Here is a 24,377-nt window from a genome sequence, read left to right as displayed (position 1 = left end):
GCCGTGGTAGGAGCGCGTCGATGCGGCGCATCCTCCTCCACGGCCATTTCTGGACGATCGCCCCGTGGCTCAAGCATCGGCTCCGGGCCCCGCCGCTCCCCCCGTCTTCCCCCGTCTCGGTGCACGTCGACGATTCGCCTGCCGGGCCCGTCCGGTTGCTCGGCAGGGTCCGCCACCGGGAAGGCGCGACATCGATCCTCGTCGTCGTGCACGGCCTCGGCGGCACGCTGGAGAGCCATTACGTGGTCGAGGCCGCTGCGCAGGCCGAGCGCGCCGGCCTCGCGTGCCTGCGCATCAACCTGCGCGGCGCAGGGGGCGACGGGGCCGATCTCTACCACGCCGGCCTGTTCTCGGATCTGCACGCCGCCGTCGCGTCGCCCGAGCTCGATCGGTACGAGCGCGTGCTCATCCTCGGCTACTCGCTCGGCGGGCACATCGCGCTCCGGTATGCCGCGTCCGGCGCGCTCGACGCGCGCGTGCGCGCCGTGGCCGCCATCTGTCCGCCGCTCGATCTCGAGCAGGCCGTCGCGGCGATCGACCGGCCGGAGCGCTGGATGTACCGCTGGCATGTGCTGTCGGCGCTGAAGGAGATGTACGGCGCCGTCGCGTCCCGCCGCGCCGTGCCCCTGCCCGTCGGGGAGGCGCTCGCGATCCGCACGATCCGCGAATGGGATCGGCGCATCATGGCGCCGCGGTTCGGTTACCGGAGCCCGGAGGCGTATTATGCGATCGAGAGCGTCGCCCCGCGCCTCCGCGACCTCGCCGTTCCGTCGCTGATCGTCGCGACGGAGGCCGACCCGATGGTGCCGCTCGACACGGTGCGACCGGCGATCGAGGCCTCCCCGCGCTCGCCGCTGCTCGACGTCCAGTGGCTCCGGTTCGGCGGGCACGTGGGCTTCCCGCAGACGCTGAGCCTCGGGTTCGGGGCCGCGCCGGGCCTCGAGTCCCAGGTCATCCACTGGCTGGAGAGCCGCTGACGCGCGGGCGCGCGGGCCCCGCGCCGCGCCGCCGCGCGCGGCGACCGCGTCACGCCGGCGGCGCGACGGGCTTCAGCGCATACACGTCGACGTCCACGCCCGGGCTGTAGAGCACGTGCGGGGCCCCCTGGGGGGCGGGCAAGCCGGCCGCGGCCACGACGCTCTCCTCGACGTGGCTCACCTCGGCCCGGCGGAGCGGATAGGGCGCGTGATGCACCTGCCCGATCTTGAGCGCGCCCCGGCCCGCGGCGAACAGCAGGTAACGCTCGACAAGGAAGTGCTCGAGCGTCCCCGGCGCCGCCGCGCCCCCGTCGATCGCCGCGCCGACGCGATAGCGCGCCTCGAAGCGCGCGGGCACCGGGCCGGGCCAGCGCCGCTCGCTGCGGTAATGGACCTCGCCGTCCCTCGATTCGAGCGCCATCGAGGCGCGGTGATAGGGCAGGTGCCAGCCGGCGCGGGCCACGAGGACCGCGAGGGCCCTGGCCGCGTCCAGGCTGAAGAACCACACGCCCGGGTCGCGCCCCTCCCGGTGCACGTAGGTGCGCACGTTGAGCTCGTGGAAGTTCGAGATCCCCGGCACGCTCGGCGACCACCAGGGGGTGACGTCGCGCATGGTGAAGGCGACGACGCCGACGTAGGCCCTGCCCTCGAACGTGTCGAGCTCGAGCGCCGGCGGCACGACGGCCCGGAGCGCGTCGACCGGCGTCTCCCAGTGGAGGAAGAGCAGATCTCTCCAGCGCTGGAAGCCCGCCGGCCGGCCAGGTGGGCGGAGCGTGGGGGCGAGTCGGTCCATGGCGCCCGCAGCGTAGGACAGCGCCGCGGAAAGATCTCCTCTCGCGGCGGGCGAGGGCCTGGGGATATCCTGCGCCCGGAAGACGAAGCGGACGGGAAGCGGATGTAGACGGAGCGGAGGCAGGATGAAGAAGCTCATCAATGCGCCGGACGATCTGGTCGGCGAGGCGCTCGAGGGCATGGCGCTGGCCCACCCCGAGCTCCTCCGGGTGAACGCCGCGCCGCTCTTCGTCACGCGCGCGGAGGCGAAGGGCAAGGGCAAGGTCGCCCTCCTCTCGGGCGGGGGCAGCGGTCACGAGCCGCTGCACGCCGGGTTCGTCGGGCGCGGCATGCTCGACGCCGCCTGCCCGGGCCCCGTGTTCACGAGCCCGACGCCCGACCCGATCTTCGAGGCGACGCGGGCCGTCGACGCCGGCGCCGGCGTGCTCCACATCATCAAGAACTACACCGGCGACGTCATGAATTTCGAGATGGCCGCCGAGCTCGCGCGCGAGGCCGGGCTCCCGGTCGAGGGCGTGATCGTGAACGACGACGTGGCGGTCGAGGACAGCCTCTACACGGCCGGACGGCGCGGCGTCGGGACCACCGTCCTCGCCGAGAAGATCTGCGGCGGCGCCGCCGAGGCGGGCCGCCCGCTCGGCGAGGTGGCGGCGCTGTGCCGGCGGGTGAACGCGAACGGCCGCAGCATGGGGGTCGCGCTCTCCGCGTGCACGGTGCCGCACGCCGGCAAGCCCTCGTTCGAGCTCGGCCCGCGTGAGATGGAGGTCGGCATCGGCATCCACGGCGAGCCCGGCCGGCGGCGGGCCCCGCTGGAGCCGGCGGACCGCGTGGCCGAGATCCTGATGCAGCCGATCCTCGACGACCTGCCGTTCAAGCCGGGCGACGACGTGCTCCTGTTCGTCAACGGCATGGGCGGGACGCCGCTCATCGAGCTCTACGTCGTTTACCGCAAGGCCCACGCGATCGCGCGCGAGCGCGGCCTCACGGTCGCGCGCAGCCTCGTCGGGTCGTACATCACGTCGCTGGAGATGGCCGGCGTGTCGGCGACCGTCCTCCGGCTCGATGAGGAGATGATCCGCTGGTGGGACGCGCCGGTGCACACGCCGGCGCTCCGCTGGGGGGCCTGAGCCATGCAGACCCTGAGCGGCGAGCACATCGCGGCGTGGATCGAGCGCGCGGCCGAGGTCCTGGAGCGCGAGAAGATGTTCCTGACCGAGCTCGACGCGGCGATCGGCGACAGCGACCACGGGATCAACATGGCGCGCGGCTTCGCGGCGGTGCGCGCCCGGCTCGGCGGCCTCGATCGCGGCGACGTCGGCGCGCTCCTCAGGGATGTCGGGATGACCTTGCTGTCGACCGTCGGCGGGGCGAGCGGGCCGCTCTACGGCACGCTGTTCCGCGACGCGGGCCAGAGGGCGGCCGGCGCCGCGGCGCTCGACCTCGCGGCCCTGGCGGGCTGCCTCGAGGCGGGCCTCGACGGCGTGAAGCGCCGGGGCAAGGCGTCGCCCGGCGACAAGACGATGGTCGACGCGCTCGTCCCTGCGGTCGACGCGCTCAAGGCCGCGCTGAGCGCGCCGGGCGCGGCGGGCGGGCCGCTCGGGGACGCGCTCGGCCGCGCCGCCGAGGCGGCCCGGGCCGGGGCCGAGGCGACCGTGCCGCTCGTCGCCCGCAAGGGCCGGGCGAGCTACCTCGGCGAGCGGAGCGCTGGGCACCAGGACCCCGGCGCCACGTCGTGCTGGCTCTTGCTGCGGAGCCTGGCCGCGACGGCAGGCGCATGAGCGGGGCGGCGGGCCGCGTCGGGCTCGTCCTGGTCTCGCACAGCCGCGCGCTCGCCGAGGCCACCGAGACGCTGGCGCGCCAGATGACCGGCGAGTCGGTCTCCATCGCGTGCGCGGCGGGCGCGGGCGACGGCGGCGCCGAGCTCGGCACCGACGCGACCGCCATCGCCGCGGCGATCGAGCGCGTCTGCGGGCCGGCCGGCGCCGTCGTGCTGATGGACCTCGGCAGCGCGATCCTGAGCGCCGAGACGGCGCTCGAGCTCGTCGACCCGGAGCTCGGCGCGCGCACGCGCCTCACCGGCGGGCCGATCGTGGAAGGCGCGGTCGCCGCCGCCGTGCGGGCGGCGGCGGGCGGCACGCTCGAACAGGTCGCCGCCGACGCGCGGCAGGCGCTCGAGCCGAAGGCCGCGCAGCTCGGCGAGGCCGAGGGCGCCGCGGCCGCGACGGCGGCAGCTGCGGCCGCGACCGCCGCCGTCGCTCCGGCCGTGACGGCCGACCTCGCGATCGCCGATCCGAGCGGCCTGCACGCCCGCCCGGCCGCGCAGCTCATCGCGCGCGCGGCGACGCTCGACGCGGCGATCACCCTGGAGAACGTGACCGCCGGCCGCGGCCCGGTGGCGACCTCGAGCCTGATCGCGCTCGCCTCGCTCGGGGTGCGCCGCGGCGACGTGCTGCGCATACGCGCGACCGGGCGGCAGGCGGCCGAGGCGGTCGAGGCGCTCGCGGCGCTCGTGCGGCGCGAGGCGCCGGCGGGCGCGGCGGCGGCGTCCGCGGGCTCCGGCCTCGCCATCCCCGTCGCGCCGGGCGTCGCGCTCGGGCCCCTCGTGCGGCTCGTGCGATCGACCCCGGAGGTCCCCGAGACCACGGTCGACGACACCGCGGCCGAGGCCGAGCGGCTGCGGCGGGCGCTCGAGATCGCCGCGCAGGACCTCGGCAGCGCGCTCCGCGGCAGCGACATCCTCGATGCGCACCAGGCGCTGCTCTGCGACCCGGCCCTCGTGGGCGCGGCCCTCTCGCGCATCGAGCGGGAGCGCCGCAACGCCGCCTGGGCCTTCCGCCTGGCCATCGAGGCCGCGGCCGCGATCTACCGGCAGCTCGACGACCCCTACCTGCGGGCGCGCGAGGCGGACGTGCACGACGTGGGCGACGCGGTGGTGCGCGCCCTGCTCGGCGGCGCCGCGGCCACGGTGCCCGACGGGCCGCCGGCCGTCGTCGTGGCCGACGACCTCACGCCGTCGGAGGCCGCGCGGCTCGACCCGGCGCGCGTGCTCGGGGTCATCGACCGGCGCGGCGGTCCCACGTCGCACGCCGCCATCCTGCTGCGCGGCGCCGGCATCCCCGCGGTCGCGGGGGCGGCGGCGCTGGTGCCCGAGGCCGGCGGCGCGCGCGCCGGCCTGGACGGCACGACCGGCGAGGTGTGGCTCGACCCCGATCCCGAGACAACGGTCGAGATCGAGCGGCGGCAGGCGGCCCTCCGCGCGTCGCGGCGGCCTCCGGGCGCCCGCGACGGCCGCGTGCGCCTCGCCTGCGGTCGGGAGGTCGAGCTGTGGGCGAACGTGGCCGGGCCCTCGGACGCGCGCGCCGCGCGCGAGGCCGGGGCCCTCGGCATCGGGCTGCTGCGCACCGAGATGCCGTTCCTGGGGCGCGTGGACGAGCCCGACGAGGACGAGCAGGCGGACCTGCTCGCGGAGATCTTCGCGGTGTTCGCCGGCGCGCCGATCGTGGTCCGCACGCTCGACGCGGGCGGCGACAAGGCGCTGCCTTACCTCGGGCTCGACGCCGAGACGAACCCCAGCCTGGGCGTCCGCGGCGTCCGCCTCTCCCTCGCGCGGCCGGCGCTGCTCGAGGCGCAGCTCCGCGCGATCCTCGTCGCCGGGCGCGGCCACGACGTCCGCGTCCTGGTCCCGATGGTCTCGACCGCCGCGGAGGTGGCCGCGGTGCGCGCCGCGCTGGGGCGCACGCACGAGGCGCTCTCGGCCGCGGGCAGGCCGCACCTCTGGCCCGTGGCCACGGGCATCATGGTCGAGGTTCCGTCGGCGGCGCTGATGGCCGAGCGCCTCGCGCGGCAGGCCGACTTCTTCAGCATCGGGACCAACGATCTGACGCAGCACACGCTGGCGGCCGAGCGCGGTCATCCGCGGCTGCATGCGCTCGCGGATCCGGCGCACCCGGCGGTGCTGCGGCTCGTGCGCGCGGTGGTGGAGGCGGGGCACGCCTCGGGGCGTCCCGTCTCGGTGTGCGGCGAGGCCGCCGGCGATCCCGGCGCCGCACCGCTCCTTGTCGGCCTCGGGATCACCCGGCTCAGCATGTGCGCCTCCGCGTTCGACGCGGTGGAGGACGCGCTCGCCGGGGCCTCGTTCGCCGAGCTCGCCGCCGTGGCCGAGGACGCGCTCGCGGTCGACGACGCGGCGGCGGCCCGCGCCGCCCGCGCGGCAGCGCGACGTCCGGGCTGACGGCCGGCGGCGCGGAAGGGCCAGCGCGCCGACAGGGATCCTGCTCGGCGACTTCAACGCAGCGCCGACGTCGCCGTTTCCGGTTCCGTGAGGGCTGCCGGCTGCCTCCCGCAGACCGTTTCCGGTTCCGCGAGGGCTGCCGGCTGCCTCCCGCAGACCGTTTCCGGTTCCACCAGGGCTGCCGGCTGCCTCCCGCAGACCGTTTCCGGTTCCACAAGGGCTGCCGGCTGCCTCCCGCAGACCGTCTCCGGTTCCGCGAGGGCTGCCGGCTGCCTCCCGCAGACCGTTTCCGGTTCCGCGAGGGCTGCCGGCTGCCTCTCGCAGACCGTTTCCGGTTCCGCGAGGGCTGCCGGCTGCCTCCCGCAGACCGTTTCCGGTTCCGCGAGGGCTGCCGGCTGCCTCCCGCAGACCGTTTCCGGTTCCGCGAGGGCTGCCGGCTGCCTCTCGCAGACCGTTTCCGGTGTACGCGCCCTTTCCGCGCCGTGGTCGCCGACGCGCCGCTCGCTACAGCGCCCCTGCCGGCGGCGCGCCCTCGTGCGTGGAGCGGGCGGTGGCGTCCCCCGCCGGCTCGGGCGCGCGGGCCGGATGGCCGAGCAGGCACGTGCCCTCCCCGGGCAGCTCCGTCGCCGGATCGCACTCGGCGAGCTCCCAGCCGCGCGCTTGCTCGGCGTCCGTCCCGGAGAGGTCGGCGCCCCGGAGGTTCGCGGCGCTCAGATCGGCGCCCTCGAAGGTCGACTCCATCAGGGCAGCGCCCGAGAGGTCCGCCCCGACGAGGCGCGCGTTCCGGAAGCTCGCCTGGGTGAGATCGGCGCGGGAGAGGTCGAGCCCTGACAGATCCCGCCCGTCGAAGCTGCGGTGGCCGCTCCGCGCGAGCAGGCGCACGGCGGCAGACCGGTGCGCGGCGTCTGCCGAGGAGAGCGTGGCGCGCAGCCGGAAGACGGCGAGGCGCGACGGCTCCAGGCCGTGGACGAGCGTCGCGGCGAGCACGGCCAGCACGAGGCGGGCGCCGAGGGAGCGCGCGGCGCCGCGCTCGGTGCCGAAGGGCGGCAGCGCGAAGGTCAGGAGCGCCGCGCCCAGCGCGCCGCCGGCGTGCGCCGCCCAGAGGAGCCCGGGCGACGGGACCTTCGCCAGGGCGACGGCGGTCGCCAGGACGAGGAGCAGCGCACCGCCGGCGAGCGCGAGGCGGAGCTCGAGCGAGCGCACGAGCAGGGGCGCGTCCGGCGCCGGGCGTGGGCCCGCGGCCACGGCGGCGCGGCGGACCGGCGACGGCTCGGCCGTCTCGCCGGCGCGGCGCGCGGTCCCGGCGGCCGCGCCGGGGCGAGCGGCGTCAGGCGCCGCGGCCAGCCGCTGCGAATCGGGAGGCGCGGACAACCGTTGCGACGACGGCGCCGCGGACAACCGTTGCGACGACGGCGCCGCGGACATCCGTTGCGACGACGGCGCCGCGGACATCCGTTGCGACGACGGCGCCGCGGACAACCGTTGCGACGACGGCGCCGCGGACATCCGTTGCGACGACGGCGCCGCGGACATCCGTTGCGACGACGGCGCCGCGGACATCCGTTGCGATGACGGCGCCGCCTCCAGCCGCCGCGAGTCCGGCGCTTTCCCCGGCGCGGTGGAGCGGCCCCGCTCCGCGCTCGCGGGGCCGGCGTCCGCGCTCGCGAGCGCCTCGCGGAGCGGCGAGGCGAACGACGCGATGTCGTCGAACGACGCGCCCGCGCTCGCGAGCGCCAGGACGGCCTCCTCGTCGAGGCCGGAGCGCACGCACGCCGCGGAATCGACGCGCGCGCCCGCAAGCGAGCTCGCCGACGAGAACGAGCGCGGGAGCTTGGCCCCGCGCAGATCCGCGGCCGTGAGCAGCGCCCCGCCGACCAGCGCCCCCGAGAGATCGGCCCAGCGCAGGTCGGCGCCGGTGAGGTCGGCGTTGACGAGCGACGCGGCGTCGAGCCGCGCCCCCGCGAGGTTCGCGCCGGCGAGCTTGGCCCCGTCGAGGCGCGAGCCCGCGAGGTTCGCGCCCTGGAGATCGGCGCCGAGCAGGTGCGCCGCCGCGAGGTCCGCGCCCGGGAGCTCGATCGCGGCGTCCTCACCGCCGCGGCGCGCCGAGAGGGAGCCGAACAGCCTGTGCAGCGCCGCGGTATCCACAGCAGCGCCGCCTACTCGTCCGGGTCGATGGTGCCGATCGCGCTCGCGAACACCACCTGCCCGTCCTTCATGTAGCCGTCCAGCGCGAACCACGCATGGATGCCGTCGGCGTCGAGATCGCCTCGCGCGTAGGCGGCCCACCGGCGCTCCGGCGGCACGTCCGCCGGCCACGGAGAGGCCGACACAGGCATGGGAGAGCCGCCGAGTCGATATCGATACTGGTACGACTGAGGTTGACTGATCTCGAACCCAAGGCACTTCCAGCCCACCGTCGGGCTCCCTGTGTTGTAATCCACGCCCGGGCTGGGATCGGGCTGATACTTGATCCCCTGGACACGATAGAACGCGTTGGGCACCGTGACAGCATCGCTGCACAGCGGCTGGGCCGCCGCGCCATCCGAGCGCGCCTGGAGGCGATCCGCCGAGGCGACGACGGCCCTGGCGATGCCGCCGATCGTCTGCTTGGCCTCGGCCGACTTGGCGAGCACCAGATACTTGGACACCCCCTGCGTCGCCAGCGCGGCCAGGAGCGCCACGAGCCCGCCCGCGAGCATCACCTCGACGAGGGAGAAACCTCGTCGACCCCGCCCCCGAGGTGCCCTATCGACTCCAGCGCGGAGGTCCCTTGCCACGATACACCTATAACCGGACGATGGTTCGCTGAACAGCCGGAATCCTGGGCGATAGGCCGCAGCAAGCGCTGTTGGGTCGGGTGTTGTGGGGTGCGCGGTCTCGCAGGCGCCGCGCACCCGACGTTGGCCACGTTGGCCACGTGAGCGGCACCGCGGCTCAGCGATGAGCGCGCGTGGCGCGCCCTGCGTCCGGAAGCGGGCGAGCTGTTCGGAGCGGCCGCGAGCGCGGCGGATGGGGACGTGGCTGCGAGCTGTTCGGAGCGGCCGCGAGCGCGGCGGATGGGGACGTGGCTCAGACGGGAGGTCGGCTCAGGCGCGCGGGCCGGCGGTCTTGGGGGGCGGGTCCCCCGCGAGGAAGGCCTCCAGCGCGTCGGCGATGCGCTCGCCGGTCTTGCCGTCCCACCCTTCGGGCACGGTGCCTCGCTTGCCGCGGCCGTCGAGGATGGCGTCGACCTCGCGCGCGATGAGGGCAGCGTCGAGCCCGACGACGGTGTTTGTGCCCTGCGTCACGGTGATCGGCCGCTCGGTGCCTTGACGCATCGTGAGGCACGGGATCCCGAGCGCGGTCGTCTCTTCCTGGATGCCGCCGGAGTCGGTGGCGACGAGCAGGGCATTGCCCATCACGGTCACGAAATCGTCGTACCCGAGCGGCTCCATGATCCGGAGCCCCTGGGTCTCCCGGAGGCGCGACGACAGCCCGAACGACTCGGCGCGCGCGACCGTGCGCGGGTGGACGGGGAACACGGTCGGCAGGCGCCGCGCGATCGCGGCGAGCGCGTCGAGCGTCTCGGCGAGCCGCTCGGCGCTGTCGACGTTGGCGGGGCGGTGGAGCGTCGCGATCGCGTACCTCTTGGGCTCGAGGCCGAAGCGCGAGAGCGCGTCGGTCTGCCGCTTGAGGGCGTAGTGGACCGAGTCGATCATCACGTTGCCGACGAACCGGATCCGCTCCGGGGCGATGCCCTCGGCGAGCAGGTTGGGGCGGGCATCGTGAGAGGGCGTGAGCAGGAGATCGGAGAGCTGGTCGGTGAGGACGCGGTTGATCTCCTCGGGCATGGTCCAGTCGCGCGAGCGAAGGCCGGACTCCACGTGGACGACGGGGATGCCGAGCTTCGACGCCGCGAGCGCGGCGGCCAGGGTGCTCGTGACGTCGCCGACCACGACAACCACCTTGGGACGGTGATCCATCAGGTCGGCCTCGGCGCCGACGAGGACCGCGGCCGTCTGCTGGGCGTGGGAGCCGCCGCCCGCCTTGAGCGTGTGATCCGGCGTCGGCAGGCCGAGGTCCCGGAAGAACACGTCGCTCATCGTCGTGTCGAAGTGCTGGCCTGTGTGGAGCAGCCGCATCGGTAAGCCGCGCGCCTTGAGGGCGCGGCAGATGGGTGCGAGCTTCATGAAATTCGGGCGCGTCGCGGCGACGAGGTAGATCATCTCGACCGAGGAGCATGCCGCGGTATGCGGCGCGGCACCAGCGTTTTGAGGGCGCCGGGGGCGCGCCGGGGTGTCTTCGCGTGTCTCGCGCGTCTTGCGCGTCTCGCGCGTCTCGCGCGTCTCGCGCGTCTCGCGCGTCTCGCGCGTCTCGCGCGTCTCGCGCGTCTCGCGCGTCTCGCGCGTCTCGCGCGTCTCGCGCGTCTCGCGCGTCTCGCGTGTCTCGCGTGTCTTGCGCGTCTCGCGCGTCTCGCGTGCCTTGCGCCCTCGCCACCGCGCCGATAGCCTGCCCGTGCCGAGCCCGTCGCCGACCAGGCAGCGCCATGAGCATGCCAGATGATCTTCCGCTTCAGACAGGCGACATCCTCAAGGGAAAGTACCGTGTTGTCCGGGTGATCGGCGCGGGCGGCATGGGCGCCGTGCTCGAGGCGCATCACCTCGTCCTCAACCAGCGTGTCGCGATCAAGGTCGTGCTCCCCGACGCGGCGAAGCGCGCCGCGAGCGTGGAGCGCTTCCTGCGAGAGGCGCGCGCGGCGAGCAGCCTGCGGAGCGAGCACGTGGCCCGCGTGCTCGACGTCGACACGCTCGACGGGGGCCTGCCCTATCTCGTGATGGATCTCCTGGAGGGCGCCGATCTCTCGGACCGGCTCCGCTCGGAGGGGCGCCTGCCGGTCGAGGAGGCGTGCGAGATCGGCGTGCAGATCTGCGAGGCGCTGGCCGAGGCGCACGCGCGCGGGATCGTGCACCGGGACATCAAGCCGGGGAATCTCTTCGTCGTGCGGCGCGCCGACGGCAGCCCCCTCGTCAAGGTGCTCGACTTCGGCATCGCCAAGCACATCGGGCCGGCGGAAGCGATGAGCGCAGACAGCCTGACGAGCCAGGACGCCCTGGTGGGCTCGCCGCTCTACATGTCGCCCGAGCAGATGCGCTCGTCCCGCGCCGTGGACACGCGCAGCGATCTCTGGTCGCTCGGCGTCGCGCTGTACCAGGCGCTCTCCGGCAAGCTGCCGTTCGAGGCCGAGACGTTCGGGGAGCTGATCCTCTGCGTGATGCAGGAGCGCCCCGCGTCGCTGTCGTCTCTGCGCGCGGAGGTGCCCGAGGCGCTGAGTCGAGCGGTGATGAGGTGCCTGGAGCGAAGCCCCAGGGATCGATGGCAGGACGTCGCGCAGCTCGCGGCCGCGCTCGCGCCGTTCGCTCCGGCGCGGTGCCGGCCGCTCGTCGAGCGCGCCGAGGCGACGCTCGCCGCGAGCGAGCGCGGGGCGCGCCCGGCCCTGCCGCACGGGCAGGCGCCGGCGGTCGGCCTTGGCGCCGCCGCGGGCACGCCGCTCGTGGCCTCGGCGACTCAGCCGGCCGCTCCCACCTTGCCGGCGGCCTCCACCCTGCCGGCCCTCCCGCTCGTCTGCGCCGCGGGCACCCCGCCCGCCGACTCCACCCAGCGGCTCTTCACCGCGGCGGGCGCGCGAACGGCGGACCCGGGGCCGTCCGTCGCGTTGCGCGGCGCCAGCGATCCGGCGGCCGACCCCGGTTCCACGATCGCGTCCGCGCCGACCATGACGCAGACGGCCGCGCCGTGGTCGGACAGCCGGCGGCCGCCGGAAGGGCGAGCGCATCCGCGCTGGCCCCAGTGGGCCGGTGCCGCCTCGGTGATCGCGGGGCTGGGCGTGGCGGCGCTGCTCTGGACGCGCCAGGAGCCGGCCGCCGAGACCGAGGACACGGCCGTCGCCGCGCCGCCGCCGCCTCCGGCGCAGGCTTCGCCTGAGCCGCTCCCGCCGCCGGCTGCGCCCGAGGCGGTCCGGGCGCAGCCCGCGCTCGACCCGCTCCCGCCGCCGCACGCCCCTGCAACGGGATCGTCGGCCGCCGCGCTCGCGGGTTCGACCGCCCCCGAGCCGGCCGACCTCACGGCTGCACCGGTCGCTGCGACCGCATCGCCGCCCCGCAGCGCCCCCACCCGCGCTGGAGCCTCCCCTCGCGATGCGCGCGCCGCGGCGCCGCGACCCGCCGCTTCCGCCTCCGCCTCCGCCTCCGCCTCCGCCTCCGCCTCCGCTTCCCCTTCGGCAACCGGCGCGCCGGCGGGCGACGGCGTCCCCAACTACGGTGGGCGCAAATGAGCCGGCGCCGCGCGGCGAGGCTGGGCGCCGCCGCGATCGCGGGGGCGCTTGCGGCCATCCCTCGGCCGACGCACGCGCAGGCGGGCGGCGATGCCGCGGCGGCGGAGGTCCTCTTCGAGCAGGCGATCGCGCTGATGAGGCAGGGCAACTACGAGCAGGCGTGCCCGCGGCTCGCGGAGAGCCAGCGGCTCGACGCCGGCGTGGGCACGCTCCTGTACCTCGCCGCCTGCTACGAGCGGCTGGGCAAGACCGCGAGCGCATGGGCCACCTACCGCGAGGCGGCCGACGCGGCCCGCCGCCACGGTCAGGCCGACCGCGAGCAGAAGGCCCGCGAGGGCGCCGCCGCGCTCGAGGCGCGGCTGACACGGCTGCTCGTCGAGGTCCCCGCGGACAGCGCCGCACCGGGGTTGTCCGTGCGGCGCAACGGCCAGGAGCTCGCCCAGGTGCTCTGGGGGACGCCGATGCCGGTCGATCCGGGCGCCTACACGGTCGAGGCGAGCGCGCCGGGCAGGCTCCCGTGGTCGACGACGGCGGCGATCGACCCGGCCGGCGGCACCGTGACCCTCACCGTGCCGCCCCTCGACGCGGCCCCGCCGCCGCAGGGCGCGCCGCCCGCGGCCGCTCCCCGGGATGCCCCGGCCGCGCAGACAGCGCCGCCTGCGCGCCCCGCGCCTCCGGACGCGGCCGGCATGCCCGCGCAGCGGCTCGCCGCGCTCGTCGCGGCCGGCGCCGGCGTGGTCGGCATCGGGGCGTCGGTCGGCCTGGGGTTCGGGGCACGGGCGCGCTTCCAGGACGCGGGAGCGCACTGCGACGGCGACCTCTGCGACGACGACGGGATCAAGATCCGCGACGACGCCATGGATCTGGCGCGCGCCGGCACCGTCGTCTTCCTCGTGGGCGCGGCCGGGCTGGCGGCGGGCGGGGTCCTCTGGTTCACCGCCCCGTCGCCCGACGCGGGCGCCGGCACGCGCCCGGCGATCCAGGTCGGCCTGGGGCCGCTCGGCTTCTCGCTCGGAGGACGATTCTGATGCGCACGGCCGGCCCTGCGCGCCTGCTCGTGATGGCCGCGGCGCTCCTCGGCGCAGCGGGATGCGACGTGGTCTTCGGCATCAGGCCCGGAGAACCAAGGCCCTCCAGCGGCAGCGGGGGCCAGGGCGGCAGCGGCGGCCAGGACGGCAGCGGGGGCCAGGGCGGCAGCGGCGGCCAGGACGGCAGCGGCGGCCAGGGCGGCAGCGGCGGCCAGGGCGGCAGCGGCGGCCAGGGCGTGCTCGACGTCGCGGGCCGCATCACGTCGGACACCACCTGGACGTCCAGCCGCCCTCCCCGGCTGCGCGCGCCCGTCGTGGTGGAGGCCGGCGCGACCCTCACCATCGAGCCGGGAACGACCGTCCTGGCCGACGAGGGCAGCCTCCTCGCCATCAAGCCCGGCGCGCGGATCCTGGCGAACGGCACCCGCGAGGCGCCGATCGTGCTCACGAGCGCGCGCTCGCCGCGGCGCCCCGGCGACTGGGGCGGCCTCGTGCTCTGCGGCAAGGCCCGCATCAACGCGCCGGACGGCACGAAGATGGTCGGCTCGTCGCCCCGCTCCCTCGGTCTGCTCTGCGGAGGAGAGGACGACGACGACGACAGCGGCCAGCTGAGCTTCCTGCGGATCGAGTTCGCCGGCGAGGACGTCCGCGAGGGCGAGGACATGGCCGGGCTCGAGCTCATCGGGGTCGGACGCCGCACGTCGATCCATCACATCGAGGTGATTCACGTCACGGACGACGGTGTGTACGTGGTCGGCGGCACCGTGGAGATGAAGCACATCCTCGTGGTCGGCGGCGACGACGACAGCTTTGACTGGGAATACGGTTGGCGCGGCAAAGGACAGTTCCTCGCCGGGCTCAGGACGAGCTTCGACTTTCACGGGAGCGGGATCGAGGGGGACGATCCGGGCGACGACCCGGAGCTCGTGTCGAGCCCCACGCTGTACAACGTCACCCTCCTCGGCAACCTCGACGCCGGCTCCGACGGCGCCGGCATCGAGCTCGGCGGAGGGACGCGCGGACAGCTGCACAACGTGCTCGTGGCCGATTTCGAGAAGGCGGGCGTCCAGGTCCGCGATCGGGCGACCGCCGCGAACATCGCGCCGCGCGCGCTCGACATGACCCATTCCATCCTCGCCAACGAGGCCAATTTCGACGACCTGAACCCAGATCCCGGCGCCGGCGATTACGATGAGGAGGCGTGGATCATGTCCGTGGATCCCGCGCGGTGGAACCGGCAGGAGCGCTCGTCCGCCCTCGGCATCCGGTCGCGCTGGTGGCTCGATCTCGACCTGTCGCTCGAGCCGGGATCGCCGGGGCTGCAGGGCGCCGCGCGGCCCCCGGAGGGCGACCCGTTCTTCGATGCCACCGCGAGCTTCGTCGGCGCCTGCGGCGAGACCTGTCCGGACTTCGAGGGCTGGACCGCGTTCCCCGTCGACTGAGCGGGCGGCGCCCAGGTCCTCCCCGCGCGCAGCCACGATGGCGCGAGGATCTTCGCCGCGCAGCGCGCGCGGCGCAGCGGCGCCGGCCGCACCTCGTGCAGCCGGCGCTCCCGCCGCTCCCGCCCGCCGCTAGGCGCCGCGGTTCGCCACCGCGGCCGCCACGCCGCGCACGTCGGACGTCGGGGTCCGGCGCTCGCGCTCGCGCTCCGCCGCGCGCCGCGCCCGGCGGAGGCGCCACCACCGCTCGGCGCTCATCACCGGCAGGATCGTCATCGCCACCAGCGTCGACCTGACCCACGTGTCGAGCGGGAGCGGCGCCGAGCCGAACAGCGTGTGCATGAACGGCGCGTAGACGAAGCAGAGCTGCAGCGCGAGGAGCGCGCCGATCCCGACGTAGATCCACGGGTTCGAGAAGAGCCCGATCTTCAGGAGCGAGTCGCGCAGCGACCGGCAGTTGATCACGTAGAAGATCTGGAACAGCACGACCGTCGTGACGGCCGCGGTCTGGGCCTCGCGGTAAGCGACCTCCGAGACGACGCCGTCGCGCACCTCCGTGAAGTATTCGTAGAAGAAGAGCCCGATCGCGCCCACCGTCATGAGCACCGCGACGATCGCCGTGCGCACGAGGACGAACCGGCTCAGGATCGGCTCGCTGGGATCCCGCGGCGGACGGCTCATGACGTCCTTCTCCATCGCCTCGAACGCGAGCGGCAGGGAGAGCGCCACCGTGGCCACCAGGTTGACCCACAGGATCTGGACGGCCGTGATCGGCATGAGCGGCGCGCCGCCGATGACCGGGAAGGTCATCACCGCCACGAGCAGGATCAGCGCCTCGCCCAGGTTCGTCGGCAGCACGAACGCGAGCGCCTTGACCAGGTTGTCGTAGACGCGGCGCCCCTCCTCGACCGCCGCCTGGATGCTCGCGAAGTTGTCGTCCGTCAGCACGACGTCGGCGGACTCCTTCGAGACCGCCGTCCCCGTGATCCCCATCGCCACGCCGATGTTCGCCTGCTTCAGCGCCGGCGCGTCGTTCACGCCGTCGCCCGTCATGGCGACGACCTTCCCCTGGGCCTGCAGCGCCCTCACCAGGCGGAGCTTGTGCTCCGGCGCCACGCGCGCGAACACGTTCGTCGACGCCACCGCCGCGCGCAGCTCGTCGTCCGAGAACCGCGCGAGCTCGGTGCCGTTGATCGCCCGCCCGCCTTCGCCCACGATCCCGAGCTGCTCGCCGATCGCCCTCGCGGTCGCCACGTGATCGCCCGTGATCATCTTCACGGTGATCCCGGCCTCGTGGCACGCCTTGATCGCGTCGATCGCCTCCGGCCGCGGCGGGTCGATCATCCCCTCGAGGCCGAGGAGCGCGAACCCCTCCGCGAGGTGCGCCTCGTCGAGCGACGCCGCGCCGCCGTCCGCGGGCCGCGACGCGACGGCGAGCACCCGCATGCCCTGCGCCGCCATCCGCTCGACCTGCGCCATGACGTGCGCGCGCTCCGCCTCGCCGATCGCGACGCGGCCGAGCACCGCCTCGGGCGCCCCCTTCATGAAGATCACCCGGCCTCCGCCGGGCGCCTCGTTGAGCGTCGCCATGAGCTGCAGCTCGGAAGAGAACGGGACGGCGTCGATGCGGGGGTACTCCCGCCGCGTCCCGTCGGCGTCGACGCCGAGCTTCTGCGCCGCGACGACGAGCGCCCCCTCGGTCGGGTCGCCCTCGATGCCCCCGGCGTCGCCCTCGCGCTTCATGCGCGCGTCGTTGCAGAGCATCCCCGCCCGGAGCAGCGCGCGCACCGCCTCGGGCACCTCGCCGGCCGGCGCGCCGCCGCGGTGGAGCTCGCCGACGGGCGCGTAACCGACGCCGGTCACCTCGAGCGTCTCCTCGGCCTCGCCCCCGGCGGCTCCGGTCGGAGGCGTCCACAGGGCGCGGACCGTCATCTCGTTCCGGGTCAGCGTCCCGGTCTTGTCGGAGCAGATGACGCCCGTGCTGCCCAGCGTCTCGACCGCGGGCAGCTTCCGGATCACCGCCCGGCGCCGCGCCATCCGCTGCACGCCGATGGCGAGCGAGATGGTGATGATCGCGGGCAGCCCCTCCGGGATCGCCGCGACCGCGAGCGAGATGCCCGCGAGCATCGCGTCGACCGGCGGGTAGCCCCGGAGCAGCGCGACCCCGACGATGATGAGCGCGACCGCCACGATGGCGATCGTCAGCACGCGGCCCACCTTGGCCATCGAGCGCGTGAGCGGCGTCTCGATCTCGGTCGCCTCGTGGAGCATCGACGAGATGCGGCCGAGCTCGGTCGCGGCGCCGGTGGCGATGACCACCGCCGTGGCCGTGCCGCTCGTCACGAGCGTGCCGCCGAAGGTGAGGTTCTTGCGGTCGCCGACGCCGGCGTCCTCGGGGACCACCGCGACGTGCTTGTCGGAGGGCACCGACTCGCCGGTGAGCGCCGACTCGTCCACGCGGAGGTTCTTCACCGAGAGCAGCCGCGCGTCGGCGGGGACCTTGTCGCCGGCCTCGATCACCACCACATCGCCGGGGACCACGTTCGCCGCCGGGATCGCGCTCCGCTGGCCGCCGCGCACGACCGTGGCCGTCTGGGGCACCATGTCGACGAGCGCCTCGATCGCCTTGCCCGCGCGGAACTCCTGCACGAAGCCGATCGCGGTGTTGAGCACCACGACCGCCAGCACGACCGCGCCGTCGATCGCCTCGCCCATGGCCATCGCCAGGGCCGCCGACGCGAGCAGCACGTAGATGAGCGGGTCGTTGATCTGACGGAAGAGCAGCTTGAGCGCGCCGTCGCCCTTGGCGCGCTGGATCACGTTCGGCCCGACCGCCTCGAGCCGCCGGGCGGCCTCGCCGTCTGCGAGGCCCGCCTCGGCGCTCTCGCTCTTGGAGAGCGCATCGCTGGCAGACAGGTTGTGCCAGGCGATCGCGGCCGATGGTGGGAGGACGGGTTGGGACATGGAGTCATCTCCTGCGGTGTGCAGCTGCGCTGTGCGCGCCGCGCTCACGGGCTATGGCAGCTTCGTACCACGCGGTTTGCACGTGGCTGCGGCGTTCTCGGCACGTCCCATGCCAGGGCGTCACCGGGCTGTTCAGCATTCCGGTCAGCTCGCCCCCTGGAATCGAGGGAACCTTTTCACCCCGGTGGGGAATTTCGCCCCACTCCGGGACACCGGCGCGCGGTGCCTGCGCAAGACGCGCAGCGGGCGCCGGCGAGCACGCCGTGATCCGCGCCTGACACCCAGCGCGTTGTGGCGTGACACCGGCGCGACGCTTTACGCGGGCGGGGTCGTCCTGTACACGCGCCCCGTGCGTCTGACCGTGCTCCTCCACGGTGATCCGAGGGCCCCGCAGCAGGCCCGCCTCGGCGCCGCGCTCGCCGCCCGGGGCCACCGGGTCATCCTCTGCGACGCGCCCGGGATCGCGGACGTGATACGGCGCGAGTACGGGCAGCGCTGCGAGGAGCTGAGGCTCGTCTCCTCCCTGATCCCCCAGGCGCTCCGGTGCCTCTGGGCGCGACGGCGCGTGCGCGAGCTCGGCGTCGACGTGGTGCACCTGAACTTCCTGCGCCCGTGGCACGACCTCTGGTCGAGGATGCGCGGGGGCCCGCCGATCGTCGCCACGGCGTGGGGCTCCGACATCAACCCCGAGGTGATCCACAAGTCGCGGCGGACGGTCCGCAGGGTCGACCACGTGCTGTCCCACGCCTCGGCCGTCAGCGCCGACAGCGTGCCGCTGCTGGTGAGGGCGCGGGCGCGCATGGGCGAGCGCGCCCGCGGCGTCCCTTGCGAGATCGTGCTCTGGGGCGTGGACCTCGCGACGTTCGAGCGGCAACGGTCGCTCGACGGGGCGGCGCGCTTCCGGCGCGAGCTCGGGATCGAGCCCGGCAAGCGCGTCCTCCTGAGCCCGCGGCAGACGAAGCCGCACTACCACGTCGATCGCATCCTCCGCGCCTTCGCCGCGAGCCGGTGGGCAAGGGAGGGCGTCCTCGTGATCAAGCTGCACGGCCGACGCGAGGAGCTCCCGTACGTGCGGGAGCTGACGTCGATTGTGCGCGAGCTCGACGTCGAGGCCAGCGTGAGGTTCGCGGAGCCGTGCCTGTACAGCGAGCTCCCTGGCCTCTACGTGATGGCCGACGCTGCGGTCTCGCTGCTGGAGGTCGACGGCGTGCCGTCCACGTTCTGCGAGCTCGCGGCGCTCGGCGTGCCGATCGTCGCGAGCGCCCTGCCGGCCTACGAGGGCGTGCTCAGTCGCGATCGCGCGCTCCTTGTCCCAGCCTCCGAGCACGCGGCGCTCGTCGCGGCGCTCGACCGGCTGCTCGACGAGCCCGAGCTCCGGCCGCGCCTCGCGGAGCGCGGGCGCGCGTGGGCGGTGGAGCATGCGGACTGGCAGCGGTGCGTCGATCAGTTCGAGGCGCTTTACCGCGCCGCCATCGCCACCGCCGCGGCGGCCTCGGGCCAGCACGCGTAGCGCTCAGCGCGCCCGCGTGCTGCGCTCAGCGCGCCCGCGCCCCGCCCCGATCGCTGGCGAGGCGCTCGAACAGCGCGACGATCTCGGCGACCTGCGCCTGCCGTGTGAGCTTCGCGATCTCGCCCTCGCGCCGGGCGGGCAGCTCCCCCCGGCGGAAGCGATCGTAGACGCGCTCGAGCGCCAGCGCCCCTAGCTCGACGTCGTCCGTGGGGACCGCCTCCCCTGCCCCCGTCCGCGACAGCACGAGCGCCGCGTCGGTCCCGGGCACCACGAAGGCGAGCACCGGCGGGCCGGCGGCGATGTACTCGTAGAGCTTGCCGGGCGTCGAGAGCGGATCCAGCGCGCACAGCACGAGCGCGTCGGCGTCCCGGTAGCGGGCCACGATCTGGTCGTGCGGCACCGGCTTCTCGACCCGGAGGTGCGGCCGGAGGTGCGGGTACTTCGTGGCCTCCCGCTCTGCCCACGCGCCCGCGGGGCTCACGATGGAGAGTTCGAAGCCCGGCAAGGCGCGCCGCGACAGGAGCCGCTCCGCCGCGCGGAACACCGACGCGAGGTTGTAGTCACCGTACATGTTGCCCGCGAACAGGAGCCGGAAGCGATCGCCCCCGTCCGGCCGGGGCGCATAGGGCTCGGCGAAGTCCTCCGCGTCGAAGCCATTCCGCACGAGGCGCACCTTGCGCTCAGGGAGGCCGCGCCGCTCGACGAGCAGCGAGCGGAACGGGTCCGCCGTGACCAGCACCGCGTCGGCGCCCGCGAAGATGCGCTCCTCGATGCGCCGATCCACGCGCTGGCGCATCCGGGCGATCGGGCCCTCGCCGCGGTAGAGCGGCAGGAAATTGTTGTCGGTCCACGGGTCCCTGAAATCGGCCACCCAAGGGACGCCGAGCGCGCGCCGCGCGTGGTCCCCGAGGAGGTGGGCCGTGAAGGGAGCCGACGTGCTGAACACGAGATCGAACCGCTCCTCGCGGAGGATCGTGGAGAGCCGCCGCAGGGCGAAGGGGAGCCAGCCGAGGTACGCGTCGACCGGCAGGGCGCCGAAGAGCGTCCCGAAGCCGACCGCGGCGCGCGTGCGCTCGACGCGGACCCCACGCGGGACCTTGGAGAGGAGGGAGCGGTCGACCGCGGTCCTGCCGCGCTGGCCGGACGCGAGCACCACCGGCTCCCAGCCGAGGGAGGGCGCGATCCGGCTGAGATGCAGGGCGCGCTGCACGCCCGCGCCGCCGTGCGGCGGGTAGAAGTAGCTGATCAGGAGGAAGCGGCGCTGCGGCATATCGGGACCGCGCGCGTGATAACACACGGTCCCACCGCGGTGGCGCCTCTGTCGAAGCGCCCCGCCCCGGCTCACCGCCCCGCCGTGGCGCCCGCCTCGACGTGGCGCCCGCCTCGACGTGGCGCCCGCCACGCAGAACCGCTACGAGCGCCGCGCGCACGAGCACGAACCGGCTCAGGATCCGCTCGCTCGCCACCCCGGTGGGGCGTTCTGGCGGGGCATTTTGCCTCATCCATCGAGCCAGGGATCAACCGCGCATGTAGGCGAAGGTCCCGTCGATGTTGAACAGCCGGGTCGCCTGGACGAGCTCGGTCACGGTCACGCCCACGCGCGGCAGGAGCCGCTCCGCGACGCCGCGGCTCAGGAGATCCTTGCGGAAGTAGCGCACCTTGCGCGGGGCGACGTACCCCTCGATCTCCGCGAACGTGAGGCGCTGGTACTCGGCGGTGCCGGGGACGTGGCGCCGCGAGATCACGTCGTAGAGGAAGAAGACGCCGCCCGGCTTGAGCTGGGCGAGCGCCTTGTCCACGAGGCGCCGCTTGAGCTCAGCGTTGGTGACCGACGACAGCACGGCGAGCATCATCACCATGTCGAACGGCCCGCCGACATCGGCCTTCAGGAAATCGCCCGCCATGAAGCGGATGCCGGCGAAGCGCGAGCGCGCGATGTCGGTGCGCTGCGCGACGAGATCGATGCCGGTGAGGCGCGAGGAGTTCGCGCCGAGCTCGACCAACCACGCCAGATTGGAGCCCGACCCGCAGCCCACGTCGAGCACCGACATCTCGCGCAGCGCCTCGTGCGTGCGCACACCGCACGCGACGAGCGCCTCGCGCATGCGGCGCTGCCGCTGGCGCGCGACGAGGTACGGGTACGCATTGAGCAGGCTCGCCCACGGGTTCGCCGGCAAAAAGCGCTCGGTGTAGTACCGGTTGATCGCCTCGAGATCCTGCTGGAAGCCGCTGTCCTCCAGGTCCTGCGAAAGATGATCAGGCATCGCGACTCGCATGCCACGGCGGCCGCCGCGCAGGCAAGGATGTGCTACCGAGCCGCCATGCGGGACGAGCAGCCAACCCAGGTCGCGCCAGGCGCGCCCTCGCGCTCGCCGCAGGCCGCCCGGGAGGCGCCGGCGCCCGCCGAGGCGCAGGGGACGTCGCTCGCCGATCGGATCGGGATGATCGTCGGAGGGCAGTTCGTGAACACCCTCATCGTCCTCGTGCAGGGCGTCGTCGTGGTGCGCCTGCTCGGCAAGGCCGAGTACGGCGTGCTCGCGTTCGCGACGATGCTGTTCATGACGGGGCGCGATCTCGCGCAGCTCTATCTTCCGGAGTCGTTCCTCTATTTTGCGCCCAAGCTGACCCGCGCCGAGCTCCGCGGGCTTGTGCGGCAGAGCATGCTCCTCCTGCTCGGCCTCGGGGCTCTCTCCGCGCTCGCCTTCTCGGCCTTCGCCCTCGTCCCCAGCGTCTTCCTCGACGGCCGCGAGGGCGTCATGCAGCTCCTCCTGCTCATCGGCCTCATGAGCATGATCGCGTACCCGGCGAGCGTCTTCGGCCCGCTCTTCATCGCGACGAACAACCACCGCAAGTCCGCGGGCGTCGCGCTGGTCGTCACGCTGTCGAACGCCGCGGGGGCGATCGGCCCCGCCGCGCTCGGGTGCTCGATCACCTGGATCGTGGCCGCCCAGTGCGCGACCCAGGCCCTCCGGCTCTGGCTCTCGTACCGGCTCTACGCGCGGCTGTTCCAGGACGTCGCCGCGGCTCCGTTCCCGGGCGGCGTCAAGGCGCAGCTCGCCTACGCGCTCCCGCTCTCGGTGACGCGCTTCGCCGGCCTCTTCAACCAGAAGCTCGACAAGGTCGTCATCGGCATCTTCTTCAGCGCGGGGCTGTACGCCGAGTTCGCCGTCGGCGCGCAGGAGCTCCCGCTCGTCAGTATCCTCGCCTACTCCGTCGCCTCGACGATGCTCCCCGACCTCGTCGCCCGCGTCGAGAGCGGGCGGACGCCGGGGGAGGGCGCGAGGGCGGCGATCGACCTGTGGCACTCGGGCATCCGCAAGACGACGCTGATCATGCTCCCGGTCGCGGCGTTCCTCCTCCTCTTCGCCGAGCCGCTCATGCGCACCGTCTACGGCGACGCCTACGCCGGCGCCGCCGTCCCGTTTCGCATCTACTCCGCGCTCCTGCCGCTGCGCGTGACGGCGTACGCGATCATGCTGATGGCGTTCGGGAAGACGTCGATGATCCTGCGGATCCAGGTGCTGTCGATGGTGTTCAACGCCGTGGCGAACCTGGTCCTCCTGCCCACGATCGGCATGGTCGGCGCGCCGCTCTCGGCCGTCTTGACCCAGGTGCTCGTGATCAGCTCGACGGTGGCTTACATCGCGCGCTTCTCCGGCGTCGGCCTGCGCGGCGTCTTCCCGTGGGGCCACTACGGGCGCGTCGCGGCCACCGCGATCGTCGCCGCTGCGCCGCTCACCGCGCTCCTGCTCACGGGCGCGGTCGACACGCGCCCCGCGCTCTGCCTCGCGCTCGGGGCCCCGCTCTACGCGGGGCTCTACCTCGTGGCCGCGCGGGTCACCGGCGTGCTCGCCCCCGAGGACCGGGCGTTCGTGGCGCGCTGGCTCCGCCTCGATCCGCTGCGCAGCCGCCATGGCTGACGCGAGCGCCGCGCTCGACCGACCTGGCCGGGCGATGTGACCGGACCGTTCGAAACCACATCACCTGCCATCGCTGTCTCGGGCGGCAACACGCAGGTTGACGTGGGATCCGCGCGGTCTGCGCGTCGGGGCCGGTCACCTGGAAGGCAGGAAAAGATTGATAGTCTCCCGATCGTCTCCCACGTGGTTCCCGGCTTCGTGTGGATTTCCCGCCGATCGGTGTTCTAGGCTTACTCGCCGGCCGGATCGGCGCCTTGTGCGATGGAGACGACCATGAGCGAAGACCAGGAAGCAGGATTCGTTCTCCAGGTCGTCTCGGGCCCCATGGCCGGACAGAGCGCGCACATCCCCGGCAACCGTCCGCTGCTCGTCGGCCGCGCGCCCGAATCGGATCTCTCGATCACGAGCGACGGTGAGCTCTCCGCCCTGCATTTCTCGGTCGAGCAGATCGACGGCAGCTACCTGCTCCGCGACCTGGGGAGCCGCAACGGGACGCAGGTCAACCGCGAGCGCGCGCGCGAGGTGTCGCTCCGGCACGGCGACGAGATCCGCGCGGGGGCGACCCTGTTCGAGGTGGTGCGCCGCGAGCCGAACCGCCGCTGCGCGCCGACCCGGCCCGCCCCGCCCTCGCGCCGGGCGCGGAGGACCGAGCTCGTCGCGACGGGCGCGCCGTTCACCGCGTCGGCGCGGGCGCGGCTCCGGCAGGAGCGCTCGCCGCTCTTCGCGGTGGTCGACGCCGCCCGGGACCCGCGCATCCGGCTGCTCCTCGGCAACGCGGGCGAGCAGACCGCCTCGCTCTATACCGGCTTCCAGGGCGAGATCCTCGCGGACGTCGGCCCCACGCTCGTGCGCCTCCCGCACGGGTCCACCCTGCTCGACGCGCTTGTCGACAGCGGCTGGGGCGACAGCTGGGGCGTCTTCCTGACGAGCCACCGCGCGTTCGGCGACGTGCGGAAGCACCTCCGCCGGTTCCTCCTGGTCGAGAGCGGCACGGGCAAGCAGCAGTACTTCCGCTTCTACGACCCGCGCGTGCTCCGTGGCTTCCTGCCGACGTGCGGTCCGCGAAAGATCGAGGCGCTGTTCGAGGAGATCGAGGCCTTCGCGATGGAGGCCGAGGATCCGGGCAAGCTGCTGCGCTTCACCGCGCAGGGCGGCAAGGCGATCCGCGAGGCGTCGACGCTCGAGCGCGAGGGCTGAGGGCGCGCG

The 24,377-nt window shown here is 74.4% G+C and carries 17 protein-coding genes; 10 read left to right on the top strand and 7 right to left on the bottom strand.

Annotated features, from left to right (window positions below; genetic code table 11):
- The first annotated feature begins 20 nt into the window (after positions 1 to 20).
- The gene (locus WMF17_RS12550; protein ID WP_437649594.1) at positions 21 to 977 is read left to right on the top strand and encodes an alpha/beta fold hydrolase; all 957 of its coding nucleotides are present in this window, start codon (positions 21 to 23) and stop codon (positions 975 to 977) included.
- Positions 978 to 1,026: 49 nt separating this feature from the next.
- Here the strand turns inward: WMF17_RS12550 and WMF17_RS12545 are convergent, their stop codons facing one another.
- Entirely contained in the window at positions 1,027 to 1,770 is a 744-nt protein-coding gene (locus WMF17_RS12545) for a YqjF family protein (RefSeq protein ID WP_437602274.1), read from the bottom strand.
- 124 nt (positions 1,771 to 1,894) lie between these two features.
- On the opposite strand from WMF17_RS12545, the gene dhaK reads away from it, so the two are divergent.
- The 3 genes from dhaK to ptsP are packed head-to-tail and all read left to right on the top strand — an operon-like array spanning position 1,895 to position 6,000.
- Entirely contained in the window at positions 1,895 to 2,896 is a 1,002-nt protein-coding gene (gene dhaK, locus WMF17_RS12540; RefSeq protein WP_437649592.1) for a dihydroxyacetone kinase subunit DhaK, read from the top strand.
- Positions 2,897 to 2,899: 3 nt separating this feature from the next.
- Entirely contained in the window at positions 2,900 to 3,547 is a 648-nt protein-coding gene (gene dhaL / locus WMF17_RS12535; RefSeq protein WP_437649591.1) for a dihydroxyacetone kinase subunit DhaL, read from the top strand.
- Positions 3,544 to 6,000: a phosphoenolpyruvate--protein phosphotransferase gene (gene ptsP, locus WMF17_RS12530; RefSeq protein ID WP_437649589.1), complete on the top strand. Its 2,457-nt coding sequence runs from the start codon at positions 3,544 to 3,546 to the stop codon at positions 5,998 to 6,000. The genes dhaL and ptsP overlap by 4 nt, the downstream gene beginning before the upstream one ends.
- Positions 6,001 to 6,504: 504 nt before the next feature.
- Here the strand turns inward: ptsP and WMF17_RS12525 are convergent.
- The 3 genes from WMF17_RS12525 to wecB form a co-directional block, all read right to left on the bottom strand.
- The gene (locus tag WMF17_RS12525) at positions 6,505 to 8,145 is read right to left on the bottom strand and encodes a pentapeptide repeat-containing protein (protein ID WP_437649588.1); all 1,641 of its coding nucleotides are present in this window, start codon (positions 8,143 to 8,145) and stop codon (positions 6,505 to 6,507) included.
- 11 nt (positions 8,146 to 8,156) lie between these two features.
- Entirely contained in the window at positions 8,157 to 8,699 is a 543-nt protein-coding gene (locus WMF17_RS12520; protein ID WP_437604246.1) for a Type II secretory pathway pseudopilin, read from the bottom strand.
- A gap of 387 nt (positions 8,700 to 9,086) precedes the next feature.
- Positions 9,087 to 10,205, bottom strand: coding sequence for a non-hydrolyzing UDP-N-acetylglucosamine 2-epimerase (wecB, locus tag WMF17_RS12515; protein ID WP_437649587.1), 1,119 nt, complete (start codon positions 10,203 to 10,205; stop codon positions 9,087 to 9,089).
- A 320-nt stretch (positions 10,206 to 10,525) separates the two neighbouring features.
- On the opposite strand from wecB, the gene WMF17_RS12510 reads away from it, so the two are divergent.
- Genes WMF17_RS12510 through WMF17_RS12500 form a run of 3 tightly spaced genes read left to right on the top strand, consistent with a single transcriptional unit; the run spans position 10,526 to position 14,780 of the window.
- The gene (locus WMF17_RS12510) at positions 10,526 to 12,310 is read left to right on the top strand and encodes a protein kinase domain-containing protein (RefSeq protein ID WP_437649586.1); all 1,785 of its coding nucleotides are present in this window, start codon (positions 10,526 to 10,528) and stop codon (positions 12,308 to 12,310) included.
- On the top strand, positions 12,307 to 13,338 hold the full coding sequence (locus WMF17_RS12505) for a hypothetical protein (RefSeq protein ID WP_437649584.1): 1,032 nt from the start codon (positions 12,307 to 12,309) through the stop codon (positions 13,336 to 13,338). The genes WMF17_RS12510 and WMF17_RS12505 overlap by 4 nt, the downstream gene beginning before the upstream one ends.
- Complete coding sequence (locus WMF17_RS12500) at positions 13,338 to 14,780, top strand: hypothetical protein (protein WP_437649582.1); 1,443 nt, start codon at positions 13,338 to 13,340, stop codon at positions 14,778 to 14,780. Before WMF17_RS12505 ends, WMF17_RS12500 begins: the two co-directional genes overlap by 1 nt.
- A 129-nt stretch (positions 14,781 to 14,909) precedes the next feature.
- On the opposite strand, the gene WMF17_RS12495 is transcribed toward WMF17_RS12500, so the two are convergent.
- Entirely contained in the window at positions 14,910 to 17,741 is a 2,832-nt protein-coding gene (locus tag WMF17_RS12495; protein WP_437649580.1) for a cation-translocating P-type ATPase, read from the bottom strand.
- Positions 17,742 to 18,090: 349 nt separating this feature from the next.
- Between WMF17_RS12495 and WMF17_RS12490 the strand changes: the two genes are divergently transcribed.
- Positions 18,091 to 19,251, top strand: a complete 1,161-nt coding sequence (locus tag WMF17_RS12490) for a glycosyltransferase family 4 protein (protein ID WP_437602264.1) — start codon at positions 18,091 to 18,093, stop codon at positions 19,249 to 19,251.
- 25 nt (positions 19,252 to 19,276) lie between these two features.
- Here WMF17_RS12490 and WMF17_RS12485 read toward each other — a convergent pair whose 3' ends face one another.
- Together WMF17_RS12485 and WMF17_RS12480 are read right to left on the bottom strand one after the other, a co-directional pair.
- Positions 19,277 to 20,521: a glycosyltransferase family 4 protein gene (locus WMF17_RS12485; protein WP_437649578.1), complete on the bottom strand. Its 1,245-nt coding sequence runs from the start codon at positions 20,519 to 20,521 to the stop codon at positions 19,277 to 19,279.
- A gap of 247 nt (positions 20,522 to 20,768) precedes the next feature.
- Positions 20,769 to 21,515, bottom strand: a complete 747-nt coding sequence (locus tag WMF17_RS12480) for a class I SAM-dependent methyltransferase (RefSeq protein WP_437602262.1) — start codon at positions 21,513 to 21,515, stop codon at positions 20,769 to 20,771.
- A gap of 57 nt (positions 21,516 to 21,572) precedes the next feature.
- Here WMF17_RS12480 and WMF17_RS12475 point away from each other — a divergent pair, with 57 nt between their 5' ends.
- The gene (locus WMF17_RS12475; RefSeq protein WP_437649576.1) at positions 21,573 to 23,171 is read left to right on the top strand and encodes an oligosaccharide flippase family protein; all 1,599 of its coding nucleotides are present in this window, start codon (positions 21,573 to 21,575) and stop codon (positions 23,169 to 23,171) included.
- A gap of 273 nt (positions 23,172 to 23,444) precedes the next feature.
- On the top strand, positions 23,445 to 24,368 hold the full coding sequence (locus WMF17_RS12470; RefSeq protein WP_437602260.1) for a DUF4123 domain-containing protein: 924 nt from the start codon (positions 23,445 to 23,447) through the stop codon (positions 24,366 to 24,368).
- Positions 24,369 to 24,377: the final 9 nt, after the last annotated feature.

It is taken from the genome of Sorangium sp. So ce362, assembly GCF_051519845.1.
Classification (GTDB): Bacteria; Myxococcota_A; Polyangia; order Polyangiales; family Polyangiaceae; genus Sorangium.
Note: the sequence above shows the minus strand (reverse complement) of the source record. Positions and strands in the feature narration are given on the sequence as shown.